Below are 12,862 nucleotides of genomic sequence, written 5' to 3' on the forward strand. Positions count from 1 at the left end.
GACAGAACGGCCGTGTCAACCAGCAGTAAACGGTGGGCGTTTCGCCATGGACACACTGCTCGAAATACATTAAAGAAGGGACACAATGCAATGAAAAGCAACATGGATGCAAGCACTGTCGTCATCGAGATGAAGGACATCGTGAAGAAGTTCGGAAACTTCACCGCGAACGACCACATCAACCTGACCGTGCACAAGGGCGAGGTCCACGCGATCCTCGGTGAGAATGGTGCCGGCAAGTCGACGCTCATGAACGTACTGTACGGTATGTACCGACCGACCTCCGGACAGATCTTCATCAACGGAAAGGAAGTTTCCATCGATAACCCGGAGAAGGCCATCGAGCTCGGCATCGGCATGGTGCACCAGCACTTCATGCTCGTGCAGCCGTTTACCGTCACCGAGAACATCGTGCTCGGCGCAGAGCCGAGAAAGGGACTGACCGTGGACTTAAAGACCGCGCGTCAGAAGATCGTAGAGCTCAGTGAGAAGTACGGCCTCATGGTCGACCCGGATGCGAAGGTCGAGGATATCTCGGTCGGCATGCAGCAGCGTGTCGAGATCCTGAAGGTTCTCTATCGTGGTGCAGATCTCCTCATCTTCGATGAGCCGACCGCGTCACTGACCCCGCAGGAAATCAACGAGCTTATGGACATCATCCATAACCTCACCGCCGCCGGCAAGTCGATCATCCTCATCACGCATAAGCTGAAGGAGATCAAGGAGTCGTCCGACAACTGTACGATCATCCGCCGTGGTAAGTACATCGACACCGTCCGTGTCGCCGATGTCAGCGAGGATGACCTTGCGGCGATGATGGTCGGCCGTCAGGTCACCAACAAGGTCGACAAGAAGGAGATGGAGCCCGGTCGTGTCGTCGTAGAGGTGAAGGATCTCCACGCGAAGGACTACCGAGGCGTCGAGGTCCTGAAGGGCCTCAATCTCGAGGTGCATGCCGGTGAGATCCTCGGACTCGCAGGTATCGACGGCAACGGGCAGTCACAGCTCGTCGAGATCCTCACCGGTCTCGGTAAGGCGACGAGCGGTCAGGTCCTCATGAACGGCAAGGATGTCACGAATGAGACGCCGAAGATGCTCTTCGACGAGGGCATTTCCTCGATTCCGGAGGACCGTCAGAAGCATGGTCTCGTGCTTGATTTCAGTGTCGCCGAGAACCTCGTGCTCCAGAACTTCGCTGTGGCACCGTACGCGAAGAACGGCATCCTGCAGAAGAAGGTGATCCGTGATCACGCGACCGACATGATCCGTGATTTCGATATCCGCCCGGTGGGCTGTGAGGAGCGTCTCGCAGGTCAGCTCTCCGGTGGTAACCAGCAGAAGGTAATCATCGCCCGTGAGGTGACGAATGATAAGGACTTCCTTATCGCCTTCAACCCGACCCGAGGTCTCGATGTCGGCGCGATCGAGTTCGTCCACAAGTACCTCGTGGCGCAGCGCAACAAGGGCCGCGCGATCCTGCTCGTTTCCTTCGAGCTCGATGAGATCATGAACCTGTCCGACCGCATCGACGTTATCTTCGACGGTCAGATCGACGGTGAGATGATGGGCGCAGAGGCGGATGAGTACAAGCTGGGCCTGATGATGGCAGGAGGTAAGGCAGAATGAAAAAGAAAATATTAGACAGCTCCCTGCTGTACACCCTGATCGCGATCGTGATCGGTTTCATCGTGGGGGCGATCCTCCTCGCGGCGATCGGTGTCAATCCGGGCGAGGCCTACACGAAGCTCTTCAATGGTGTCTTCAGTAAGCCGAAGTTTTTCACCTACAGTATCGTTTATGCAGCACCGCTGATTTTTACCGGACTTTCGGTGGCGTTCTCCTTCCGTACCGGTGTCTTCAACATCGGTGCCGAGGGTCAGTATGTGGTCGGCTCCCTGGCCGCCGCGGTGATCGGTATCCTCTGTCCGCTGCCGCCGGTGATCCACGCGATCGTATGTCTCCTGGCAGCGGCCCTCGCCGGTGCGCTCTGGGGTGCCATCGTCGGTGTGCTGAAGGTAAAGAAGGGCATTAACGAGGTCCTTTCCTATATCATGTTTAACTGGATCGCGTTCTATCTCTCGAACTTCGTCGTGAACCTGAAGACGATTCATACGGATCAGGGCGCGGAGGCGTCGAAGAACATCCTCGCGAGTGCGTCGATCAAGATGCCGACGGCGGTGGCGAAGCTTACCGGCTGCTCCGACGTCCACTGGGGCATCGTGATGGCCATCGTCGCCGCGATCATCCTCTGGTTCGTCATGACGAAGACCACCTTCGGCTATCAGCTGCGTGCCGTCGGTTTCTCGAGAACGGCCGCAGAGTATGCCGGCATCAGCTCGAACCGCGTATTCCTCGCATCGATGTCGCTCTCCGGTCTCCTGTCGGGTCTCGGTGGAGCGGTACAGCTCCTCGGCATGAGCCAGCGTATCCCGCAGTTTGCAGCCCAGGAATCCTACGGCTTCCAGGGTATCACCGTCGCCCTCATCGGTGCCACGAATCCGATCGGCTGTATCTTCGCCGGCTGGTTCTACGGTGCGATGAAGTACGGTGGAAACAAGCTGACCGTAATTCAGGTGCCGAATGAGGTCGTCAACATCATCATGGGTACCGTTATTATCTTCATCGCGATCGCACCGGTATTTAAGTCGATCCTCACGAAGATGACCAGTAAGAAGGAGGCGGCGAAGTAATGCTTACGAATTTAGGACTTTTAATCAATGCGATGCTGATCTCGACGCCACCGCTGCTGCTCGCAGCCTTAGGCTCTTGCTTCAGTGAGCGCTCTGGCGTCGTAAACATCGGCATCGAGGGTATGATGACCCTCGGCGCGTTCGTGGGGGCGGCGGTTGCATACTTCACGGGCAACGGCTGGATCGGTTTCTTTGCAGGTGGTCTCGCGGGTGCTGTGCTCGGCATCATCCACGCGGTGGTCTGTGTGAGTCTGCATGCGGACCAGACGATCGCCGGAACTGCGATCAACTTCATCGGACCGGGCTTCGCGATCTTCCTCTGCAAGGCGATTTTCGAGAACTCCTCGGATTCACCGGCGCTCGATATGATGGCGAAGCTGCCGAAGATGTTTACGAACGACAAGGGCGTGTCCATCTTCCCGGCCGGTTCATTTCAGTACAATGTTATCTCCACCTACTCGGTGGCGTACCTCAGCTTCCTGGTGGTGGCGCTCATCTGGTTCGTGTTCTACAAGACCCGTTTCGGTATGCGGCTTCGTGCAGCAGGTGAGCATCCGGAGGCATGTGAGACCCTCGGCATCAATGTCTATGCCGTGCGCTATGTCTGCGTGATCCTGTCCGGCTTCCTGTCCGGTCTCGGTGGTGCCTTCGTCACCCTCGCGACCGTATCGCAGTTCCGTCCTGCGGTCATCGTCGGCCAGGGCTTCATCGCGATCGCAGCCGTCATCTTCGGTAAGTTCTCCCCGGGCGGCGCCTTCGTCGGCTGCCTCCTCTTCGGATTCTGTAACGGTGTCAAGTCACTGCTCGGCGGCTCGAACCTCATCAGCCCGAACCTCCTCAGCATGATCCCGTACATCGTGACCCTGCTGACCCTTATCTTCTTCGTCGGCGCCGGCCACGTACCGTCAGCAAACGGCAAGCCGTTTGTTCGTTCGAAGTAACAGCTTATTTCCAGCCCCCCGGTGTATCCGCACCGAGGGCTGTTGTTTTCCGAAATTTCGTAATGGGGTCAGACCTCCTTACGAAATCCTTATGAAAGCCTTAAGGTGACCGTAATGGGGTCTGACCCCATTACGAAATTCTTAAGACAGAGAGAGCCATCCCGCGGCAGGCTTGCCTGTCACGGGATGGCTCTCTGATTTCTGATTTGTGCTGTCTGGTCGGATGCTCGTCGCTTAGTTGTCGCTTGCGTCGGATCCGGACAGGGTGAAGACGAATCTCTTCTTGATGTCCTCGTCGGATGCGAGGTACTCGTCGTAGGTGGTCATCTTATCGATGAGCTTTCCGTCGATGATCTCGAAGATACGGTTCGCGGTGGTCTCTACGACCTGGTGGTCACGGGATGCGAAGATGATGACACCCGGGTAGCTCTTGAGTCCGTCGTTCAGTGCGGAGATGGACTCCATGTCGAGGTGGTCGGTCGGCTCGTCGAGGATGATGACATTGGAACCCGAAATCATCATCTTACTGAGCATGCAGCGTACGCGCTCACCTCCGGAGAGGACGTTGACCTTCTTCAGACCGTCGTCGCCCTTGAAGAGCATACGGCCGAGGTAACCACGGACGAACTGGGTATCCTTATCCGGGCTGTACTGGGTCAGCCACTCGACGATCGTGTCATCGGATGCGAACTCCTTCGTGTTGTCCTTCGGGAAGTAGGACTGGCTGGTGGTCACGCCCCACTTGTAGTCACCGCTGTCCGGCTCCATCTCGCCGGAGATGATCTGCATGAGGGTAGTCTTCGCAAGCTCGTTCGGGCCGACCAGTGCGATCTTATCGGTACGGTTCACGATGAAGGAGATATCATCGAGCACCTTTACGCCATTGATGGTCTTCGAGAGGTTCTTCACCTCGAGGACATCGTTACCGATCTCACGATTCGGCTTAAATACGATGTACGGATACTGACGAGAGGACGGCTTGATGTTGTCGAGCTCGATCTTCTCGAGCGCACGTTTACGGGAGGTCGCCTGCTTGGATTTGGAAGCATTGGCCGAGAAACGCTGGATGAACTCCTGCAGCTCCTTGATCTTCTCCTCCTTCTTGCGGTTCGCTTCCTTCTGCTGACGCACGATGAGCTGGGAGGACTCGAACCAGAAGTCGTAGTTTCCGGCGAAGAGGGTGATCTTACCGTAGTCGATGTCCGCGATGTTCGTGCAGACCTTGTTCAGGAAGTAACGGTCATGGGATACGACGATGACGGTGTTCTCGAAGTTGATGAGGAACTCCTCGAGCCACTCGATGGAGTTCAGGTCGAGGTGGTTGGTCGGCTCGTCGAGAAGCAGGATGTCCGGGTTACCGAACAGCGCCTTCGCGAGGAGGACCTTGACCTTCTCGGAGCCCTTCAGCTCGTTCATCTGCTTGTAGTGCAGGTCCGTGCCGATCCCTAAGCCGTTCAGCATCGTCTCGGCATCCGCTTCCGCATTCCAGCCGTCCATCGCAGCGAACTCGGCCTCGAGATCTGCGGCACGGAGTCCATCCTCGTCGGTGAAATCCGCCTTTGCATAGATGGCGTCCTTCTCCTTCATGATGTCATACAGACGCTTGTTGCCCATGATGACGGTATCGATGACGGAGTAATCGTCGTACTTGAACTGATCCTGCTCGAGTACGCTGAGACGCTGGCCCGGGGTCATGGTGATCTCACCGCTGGTCGGCTCGAGCACTCCGCTCAGGATCTTCAGGAAGGTCGACTTACCGGCACCGTTGGCACCGATGATGCCATAACAGTTGCCCTCGGTGAACTTGATATTAACGTCTTCAAACAGTGCCTTCTTACCTACACGGAAGGTAATGTTATTTGCTGCAATCATGTGGCTGCTCCTTTTCTTGAATTCAACAGAACGAACGTAGTGAATCTGGCAGAGCGGTCATAAAGCGGGATCCATGATGCTGGAAACCGAAATCATCGCTCGCGTAAAAAATAAGAGTGGCTCGGGAAGCCGCTCTCAACTGTCATTAACCTCGAGCATTATAGCCGAGAACCCGCATAAAAGCAATAGATTTGAAGAAAACCGGGGGTTGGGATCGTGATGGTGGTATGCCTTCGTCAGTGCAGATTCGGATCATGGCTGATTCGTACATCAGGGAGCTGATTTATTAAATTTTTCTATTATATAATTCACAAAATCTTCACTTGTATTCTGTGGAATATTTCCTATAATCTACATTCGATGTTTCGGAGAGTTTCGAACAGATCGAAGTCACGGAGCATCCGATGGTCGCTGAGCTGCCGGATATTTCCCGCGGGCGTAATCGCGCGGGTGGGAGATGAAGTGCAGGAGCCGGCATTGCCCGACAGGGCGATGTGCAGGAAATCAGCGATACAGAACATTCAGGAGGACTAGAATTATGAAGAAGAATTATGTTGTGATTGCTGCGATGATGCTTGCGATGAGTATGAGTGCCTGCGGTGCCAACTCGACACCAGAGGCGACCACTGCAGCTGCGACGACCGCTGCGGCTACCGAGGCTGCAACAGAAGCGGCTACGGAGGCTGCAAGTGAGGCTGCTACCGAGGCTGCGGAGGAGACCACAGCGGCTGCAGAGGCAGAGTCCGGTGAGGCTACCAGCGCAGTTTATACTGTAAAGAACACCACAGGTTCCAAGGTGACCGATCTCTATCTCTATGAGGCAGGCTCTAAGGAGAAGGGTGAGAACCTGGCAGGTGAGGGTCTCGCAGATGGTGAGACCGTAACCATCACCCGAGATGAAGATGCGGACAAGCAGAAGGAGATCAAGTACACCCTCGAGTTCACTACCGAGGATGGCACCACTCAGCATTTCGATACCCTGTCGTATGAGACCGTCGGCATCGATCTGAAGAGCGCAGATGCTGCTTCCGGTGCGACCCCAATCGCATTTACAGAATAAAACTCGAATACAATTCGAATAAAATCGTAAAAATTTCGAAACCGCTACGCATTCACTGCGCAGCGGTTTTTCTGTATACTTATAGTATATGGGCATTTCGCTCTGGAGCGCTGTATGCGCGGCCGGCGACATCCATAGAAGCGCCGCTGTGCCGGCACAGTGAAGCCGGGCACAGCAGAAAGACAGATCAAAACCACCAAGGGGGGCACATATGAAATCATCACATCTGAAGAAGCTGACCGCGGCCATACTCTCGAGCGCACTGGTACTTGCGTCGAGTACGCCGGCATGGGCCTTTTACAACACGCCGGAGTCGAAGAAGGGTATCTGCTCCTCGCACGTCGACATGGTCTACGACATCCAGCAGCTCGGCTGTAAGCAGGTGACCTTCCAGTTTAACGCAAGCTTCCTGAAGGATGAGCAGCAGATGCGCGCGTTCGACGCGATGATTGACCGGTTCGACACGGCCGACCTCACCATCACGATGGGCGTCATGAATGATTTCCAGGCGGGCGACCCGATCTGCCCGACACTGACCCCGACGGCGAACCTCTACCAGTACAACACCCTGACGCCGGAGGGCATCGTGCGCACGCAGCAGGTGGCGGAGCAGCTCGCGAGCCGTTACCGTGACCGTGTTTCGAACTGGGTCATCGGCAACGAAATCAACAACACGGTCTGGAACTACCTCGGCGCGGTCGACACGAACACTTACGTGAAGGCTTACGCGGACGGTTTCCGCATCTTCTATAACGCGATCAAGGCACAGAACCCGGACGCGCGCGTCTTCATCCCGTTCGACTACAACTGGACGCAGCAGGGCGGCACGACCATGCCATCGAAGACCCTGCTCGAGCTCCTGAATACCTACTTAAGCGACACCGACTACGGCATCGCCTGGCACCCGTACCCGGAGGGGCTCCTGAATCCAGACTTCCTGAACGCGTCCCCGCACGCGACCGAGTCGCCGAACAGCCCGATCATCAACATGAAGAACCTGCACGTGCTGACCGACTACATGCAGCAGGGGCCAATGCTGAGTCCGAGTGGCGCGGTCCGTCATCTGATTCTGTCCGAAGAGGGCTTTAATTCCGCCTCTGCCGGCGGCGAAGCCGCCCAGGCCGTCGCCATCCAGCAGGCATGGCAGCTCGCGCAGGCGAACCCGTACATCGAAGCCTTCCTCCTGAGCCGCCTCGTCGACGCCCCGGCCGAACTCGTCCAGGGCTACGCCTTCGGCCTCTATAACTGCGACGGCGTCAGCGAAACCCCGACCACTCGAAAACTCGCCTGGAACACCTACCAGATGTGTCAGTGATGCCTTCGTGGCGAACGTATTCAAAGCAGTGCCGGAAGGCACTGCTTCTTTGTATGATAAAAAATGAGGCCCCGGAGGGCCTCATCTACGCTGCTACAGCAGCCCCTGCCGCACGAGCTTCTCGAACGCCTGCATCTCATCGGTGACCCACTTATCCTTATGGAAGAAGATCTGCCGGTACATCGTCATGTCGAAGTCGTCGACCTTGATCTCACGCAGCTCCCCGCGCGCGATGGAGTCCTGCACGGAAAACGCCGGCAGGAAGGAGATGCCCTGGTTCTCCTTTACGAGACGGATCAGCACCTCCGTGTTTCCGGTCTCGAAGAACGGATGGATCTGCATGCGCTCCGCCGCGAGGTGCTGCTCCAGCGCATAGCGGTAGTTCGCATCCTTCTCCGTGAGGAAGAAGCGGAGATCGACGAGATCCGCGAGACGTACATGCGACACCGAACCGACACGCTTCTCGCCCGGGATCACCATCTCGGCGCTCGCCACGAAGATGATCGGCTCCGGCTCCTCCAGAATCTTCACCCAGTTCTTATCGTAGACACGACGATCCAGGAAATATACTACATCCACGAGATTATGTTCGAGCATATCCGTGAGCTCCTTCGGGGATCCCGTCTTGATCTCCAGCGAGATCTCCGGATGCTCCTGATAGAAGTAGCGGACGACGTTCGGAATCTTATAGGTCAGCAGCGACTCGAGCGAACCGATGCGCAGCTTATGCTCCTGCATCTTTGAGTTGCCGAGTGCTGTATGGACGTCATCTACGCGCCGGAGGATTTCATTGGCATACTGCAGAAACTCCCGGCCTGGTGGGGTCAGCACGACGCGACGACCGACACGATCGAAGAAACGGGTGTTGAACTCCTGCTCCAGCTGACGGATCTGGATCGTCACGGCCGCCTGCGTGTAGCCGAGGGCCTCTGCCGCCTTTGAAAAGCTCTGCATCTCTACGATTTTTACAAAAGAAGTCAACTGACGAATTTCCATAAAGGGATCCTTTCCTTTAGTTATAGGCCCTGGAGGGCCGGCAACAGAAGCACGAACGCTCCGTATGGCTTCTGTTGCCGGTCCTTCGGGGTCCTTTAGCTGAAATGTCTCTGCTTATTATATGTGAACAGAGATGCGGAAACAAGGAAAAATATAAATTATTTTTATGAGTGAAATAAAGACTATCTACGGAATTACGCGCATTTTTGGGGGCTTACAGCTTGTTATGCAGTTGAATTAACATTAAAATGATTTATATATAAAGGATAGCAAGGGGAGCTGTCAGAGGTCAGATCGAGCACATGTGTCCGAACTGACTCCTGGCAGTTTTCGTTCGACAGGATGCGCAGTATCGATCTCCTGGAAACAGTGAGGGATACCTGAAATATCATGCATGCTATCTGTTAGGATGTTCAGAATCAAAGGAGACAGTTATGGACGTTTTCGATATGATCGGACCTGTGATGATCGGTCCTTCGAGTTCACATACCGCGGGCGCGTGCCGTCTCGGCCGTGTGGCCAATAAGCTGATGGATGGGCGGACGCCATCCCGCTGTGACATCATCCTGTCCGGTTCCTTTTCACGTACGGGCCGCGGCCACGGTACGGACCGCGCCATCGTGGGCGGGATCATGGGCTTCGAAACGGACGATATCCGCATCCGTGACGCGCTCGACATCGCGAAGAAAGCAGGCATCGAGATCAACTTCATCCACCAGGATATCCCGAATACACATCCGAATACCGCACGCATCACCTACTATCTGCCGGACGGCAGCAGTGGCTTCATGCAGGGTGCCAGCGTCGGCGGCGGAAACATTCGCATCGACATCATCAACGGCATGGAGGTGAAGTTCTCGGGTGACAAGGAAACCATCCTCGTCCTGCACCGCGACGTGCCGGGCGTCATCGCGAACGTCACGAACCTCATGCACCGCATGTACAGCGACATCAACATCGGTGCCTTCCAGCTGAGCCGCCGCGAGAAGGGCGGTGAGGCCCTGATGACCATCGAGGCTGACTCCGTCCCGCCGGAGAAGATCACCGCCGACATCCGCCAGACCCCGGATGTGCTGAACTGCCTGCTTATTCACAAGATCTAAAAAGGAGATGCTATGCTGAAATATGATTCCATCGCCGAACTCATCGAGGCGGCGAAGAAGCAGAAGATGAAAATATCCGAGATCGTGCTGGCAGATCAGGCCGTCGCGGCGGAAGCCGATCCGGAGACCCTCTACGCACGGATGGAGCGAAGCTTCGACGTCATGTGCGAGGCAGTGGAGTCCGGCTCTGCGAAGGACCAGGTATCGATGTCCGGTCTCACCGGCGGCGAGGGCTACCACATGTTCGACTACGCGAAGCGCACCGGTGGCGGGCTCTCAGGCAGCTTCATGACCGGCGCGATGGCACGGGCGCTCAGTGTAGCTGGGTGCAATGCTTCCATGGGGCGCATCGTCGCGAGCCCGACCGCCGGCTCCTGCGGGATCCTTCCGGGCTGCCTCGTCTCTCTTTATAAGGAAGGAAGAGCAGAGAAGCGCGACATCGTGATGTCCATGTTTACATCGGGCGCCTTCGGTATGGTCATCGCGAAAAATGCATCGATCGCCGGCGCGACCGGCGGCTGTCAGGCCGAGTGCGGAAGTGCCTCCGGCATGGCCGCTGCAGCGCTCGTCGAGCTCATGGGCGGCAGCCCGGACATGTGCGCGGACGCCCTCGCTATCGCCATCGCGAACCAGCTCGGCCTCGCGTGTGACCCGGTCGCCGGCCTCGTCGAGATCCCATGTATCAAGCGAAACGTCTCCGGCATCATGATCGCCTTCTCCAGCGCGGACATGGTCCTCGCCGGCATCCGCGCCTATATCCCGGCTGACGAGTGCATCGGCGCGATGCAGTCCGTCGGCGACATGATGAACAGTGCCCTCAAGGAAACCGCCGCCGGCGGCCTCGCCGCCACCCCGACCGGTCGCAAACTGAAAGAAAAGGTCTTTGGAGCGGAGGAGTAATTATCAGATTACTCCGTAGCGACATCCCACCGGGCTGTGCCCGGTGCCCGAAGGGCTATCTCTGGCCAACCACAGGCCAGAGATAGGGCCAGGAGGAGTAATCATCAGTTTATAAAATTTTTAGAATCTGGTTTTCATATTTATGCCCCTGTGTTATACTGTCAGAAATCATGTAAATAATTCTGGAGCGTATATGGGCATTATATCGTGGCCAACAGAATAGAACGATCCGAGGCACACAGGGGGGACTATTTCCTCTCTCGTGTGCCTTTTCTATGGGCCTTAAGAAAATCTTAATGGGGTCTGACCCCCTTACGAAATTCTTAAGATGGCCGTAAGCTTCAGAGGGTGTAAATGAAAGGGGATTTTTATGAGTAAAGAAGCTGTAAAAATCGGTGAAGAGGGCATCTATGATGCGAAGAAGCTCGGCACCGGCAAGGTTCTGATTCTCGGCTTCCAGCACATGTTCGCCATGTTCGGCTCGACGGTGCTGGTTCCGCTGCTCACTGGCTTAAGTGTGTCGACGACACTGCTGTTTGCCGGTCTCGGCACACTGCTGTTCCATCTCATCAGTAAGAAGAAGGTTCCGGCATTCCTCGGATCGTCCTTCGCGTTCCTGGCTGGTTATGCAGCCATCGCACCGAACGGTGAGCCGGATCTGCTCCGCTATGCCTGCTTCGGTGTTGCGTGTGCTGGTCTCGTTTACCTCGTACTGGCCGCGGCCTTCCGTGCTTTCGGTACCTCGAAGGTCATGAAGTACTTCCCGCCGGTCGTGACTGGTCCGATCATCATCGCCATCGGTCTCAACCTTTCGAAGTCCGCAGTTGAGAACTGCTCGAGCAACTGGGGCATCGCACTCGTTGCGATCGTCATCGTCGTCGTCTGCAACATCTGGGGACGTGGCATGGTGAAGATTATCCCGATCCTCCTCGGCGTCATCGGTTCCTACCTCGTGGCGGCCATCGCCGGCTTCATCGATTTCGCACCAGTCGCAGAGGCAGCCTGGTTCGGTCTTCCGATCGAGTATGGACGTACCGTATTCTCACTCTTCACAGATGGAAGCCTGGATTCCTCCCTGCTGATCACCTCCGTGATCACCATCGTGCCGATCGCCTTCGCGACGATGATGGAGCACATCGGTGACATTTCCGCGATCTCCTCGACGGTTGGCAAGAACTTCATCCAGGATCCGGGTCTTCATCGTACACTGACGGGTGATGGCCTTGCGACCACACTCGCCTCCCTCTTCGGTGCACCGGCGAATACAACCTACGGCGAGAACACCGGCGTACTGACGCTGACGAAGGTGTACGACCCGATGGTGATCCGTCTGGCCGCCTGCATTGCCATCCTGCTCAGCTTCTGCCCGAAGTTTGCAGCCCTCATCGAGGTGATGCCGTCCGCAACGGTCGGTGGTATCTCCCTGGTACTCTACGGTATGATTTCTGCTGTCGGTGTGCGTAATGTCGTCGAGACGAAGGTGGATTTCTCCCAGTCACGTAACGTCATCATCGCAGCACTCATCCTCGTACTGGCGATCGGTATCAACTATTCCACCGCTGGTGCGATCGTGATCCCGCTCGGTGCGATCACCATCAACTTCTCCGGTATCGCGACCGGTTCACTCGTCGGTATCCTGCTGAACGCGATCCTCCCTGGTAAGGATTACGAGTTTATCGAGGACGAGCCGAACGACACCGGTGTCAACTTCGAAATCGCGCAGGGCGAGTCCCTCGTATGGCAGCTCGCGAAGAAGGCTGGCCAGCAGAACATGATGGACGACGGCAGCGTGAAGGAAAAGTAATCATCTTAAGGATTTCGTAAGGGGGTCTGACCCCATTAAAAAAGTATAAACAAAAAGAGCCCGTGGAACGCTGATATGCTACCCCTAAGTAGGACATTGAAAAATGAAACCTACTTGGGGGTATTGTTATGTCCAGGAAAAGTAAGATAGACCCAGTACTCAAGATAAAAGCAGTTGAAGA

10 protein-coding genes are annotated in these 12,862 nt (G+C 56.0%); 8 read left to right on the top strand and 2 right to left on the bottom strand.

Annotated features, from left to right (window positions below; all coding sequences use genetic code 11):
* Positions 1-102: 102 nt before the first annotated feature.
* The 3 genes from ACTQ52_RS11145 to ACTQ52_RS11155 are packed head-to-tail and all read left to right on the top strand — an operon-like array spanning position 103 to position 3,631.
* Positions 103-1,626, top strand: a complete 1,524-nt coding sequence (locus ACTQ52_RS11145) for an ABC transporter ATP-binding protein (protein WP_441982656.1) — start codon at positions 103-105, stop codon at positions 1,624-1,626.
* Positions 1,623-2,690, top strand: a complete 1,068-nt coding sequence (locus ACTQ52_RS11150) for an ABC transporter permease (RefSeq protein WP_410044035.1) — start codon at positions 1,623-1,625, stop codon at positions 2,688-2,690. Before ACTQ52_RS11145 ends, ACTQ52_RS11150 begins: the two co-directional genes overlap by 4 nt.
* Positions 2,690-3,631, top strand: a complete 942-nt coding sequence (locus tag ACTQ52_RS11155; protein WP_410044034.1) for an ABC transporter permease — start codon at positions 2,690-2,692, stop codon at positions 3,629-3,631. The genes ACTQ52_RS11150 and ACTQ52_RS11155 overlap by 1 nt, the downstream gene beginning before the upstream one ends.
* A 234-nt stretch (positions 3,632-3,865) precedes the next feature.
* Here ACTQ52_RS11155 and ACTQ52_RS11160 read toward each other — a convergent pair whose 3' ends face one another.
* On the bottom strand, positions 3,866-5,503 hold the full coding sequence (locus ACTQ52_RS11160) for an ABC-F family ATP-binding cassette domain-containing protein (protein ID WP_441982657.1): 1,638 nt from the start codon (positions 5,501-5,503) through the stop codon (positions 3,866-3,868).
* 538 nt (positions 5,504-6,041) lie between these two features.
* On the opposite strand from ACTQ52_RS11160, the gene ACTQ52_RS11165 reads away from it, so the two are divergent.
* Both ACTQ52_RS11165 and ACTQ52_RS11170 read left to right on the top strand, forming a co-directional pair.
* Positions 6,042-6,563, top strand: coding sequence for a hypothetical protein (locus tag ACTQ52_RS11165; RefSeq protein ID WP_441226674.1), 522 nt, complete (start codon positions 6,042-6,044; stop codon positions 6,561-6,563).
* Positions 6,564-6,774: 211 nt separating this feature from the next.
* Positions 6,775-7,878, top strand: coding sequence for a DUF5722 domain-containing protein (locus tag ACTQ52_RS11170; RefSeq protein WP_441982658.1), 1,104 nt, complete (start codon positions 6,775-6,777; stop codon positions 7,876-7,878).
* 93 nt (positions 7,879-7,971) lie between these two features.
* Here ACTQ52_RS11170 and ACTQ52_RS11175 read toward each other — a convergent pair whose 3' ends face one another.
* The gene (locus tag ACTQ52_RS11175) at positions 7,972-8,874 is read right to left on the bottom strand and encodes a LysR family transcriptional regulator (protein WP_441226672.1); all 903 of its coding nucleotides are present in this window, start codon (positions 8,872-8,874) and stop codon (positions 7,972-7,974) included.
* Positions 8,875-9,308: 434 nt separating this feature from the next.
* Between ACTQ52_RS11175 and sdaAB the strand changes: the two genes are divergently transcribed.
* From sdaAB to ACTQ52_RS11190, 3 genes are all read left to right on the top strand, one after another.
* Complete coding sequence (sdaAB, locus tag ACTQ52_RS11180) at positions 9,309-9,977, top strand: L-serine ammonia-lyase, iron-sulfur-dependent subunit beta (protein ID WP_441982659.1); 669 nt, start codon at positions 9,309-9,311, stop codon at positions 9,975-9,977.
* 12 nt (positions 9,978-9,989) lie between these two features.
* A complete protein-coding gene (sdaAA, locus tag ACTQ52_RS11185) occupies positions 9,990-10,877 on the top strand; it encodes an L-serine ammonia-lyase, iron-sulfur-dependent, subunit alpha (RefSeq protein ID WP_441982660.1) in 888 nt (295 codons plus the stop codon).
* A 370-nt stretch (positions 10,878-11,247) separates the two neighbouring features.
* Positions 11,248-12,681, top strand: a complete 1,434-nt coding sequence (locus tag ACTQ52_RS11190) for a uracil-xanthine permease family protein (RefSeq protein WP_441982661.1) — start codon at positions 11,248-11,250, stop codon at positions 12,679-12,681.
* The last annotated feature ends 181 nt before the right edge of the window (positions 12,682-12,862 follow it).

It is taken from the genome of Oribacterium sp. Sow4_G1_1, assembly GCF_052116105.1.
GTDB lineage: Bacteria > Bacillota > Clostridia > Lachnospirales > Lachnospiraceae > Oribacterium.

Excerpts from the sequence above, each read along its gene's own strand:
- ACTQ52_RS11160 (WP_441982657.1), bottom strand. The coding sequence starts at position 5,503 with ATGATTGCAGCAAATAACATTACCTTCCGTGTAGGTAAGAAGGCACTG.
- ACTQ52_RS11145 (WP_441982656.1), top strand. The coding sequence starts at position 103 with ATGGATGCAAGCACTGTCGTCATCGAGATGAAGGACATCGTGAAGAAG.
- ACTQ52_RS11175 (WP_441226672.1), bottom strand. The coding sequence starts at position 8,874 with ATGGAAATTCGTCAGTTGACTTCTTTTGTAAAAATCGTAGAGATGCAG.
- ACTQ52_RS11150 (WP_410044035.1), top strand. The coding sequence starts at position 1,623 with ATGAAAAAGAAAATATTAGACAGCTCCCTGCTGTACACCCTGATCGCG.
- ACTQ52_RS11170 (WP_441982658.1), top strand. The coding sequence starts at position 6,775 with ATGAAATCATCACATCTGAAGAAGCTGACCGCGGCCATACTCTCGAGC.
- ACTQ52_RS11165 (WP_441226674.1), top strand. The coding sequence starts at position 6,042 with ATGAAGAAGAATTATGTTGTGATTGCTGCGATGATGCTTGCGATGAGT.
- sdaAB (WP_441982659.1), top strand. The coding sequence starts at position 9,309 with ATGGACGTTTTCGATATGATCGGACCTGTGATGATCGGTCCTTCGAGT.
- sdaAA (WP_441982660.1), top strand. The coding sequence starts at position 9,990 with ATGCTGAAATATGATTCCATCGCCGAACTCATCGAGGCGGCGAAGAAG.
- ACTQ52_RS11155 (WP_410044034.1), top strand. The coding sequence starts at position 2,690 with ATGCTTACGAATTTAGGACTTTTAATCAATGCGATGCTGATCTCGACG.
- ACTQ52_RS11190 (WP_441982661.1), top strand. The coding sequence starts at position 11,248 with ATGAGTAAAGAAGCTGTAAAAATCGGTGAAGAGGGCATCTATGATGCG.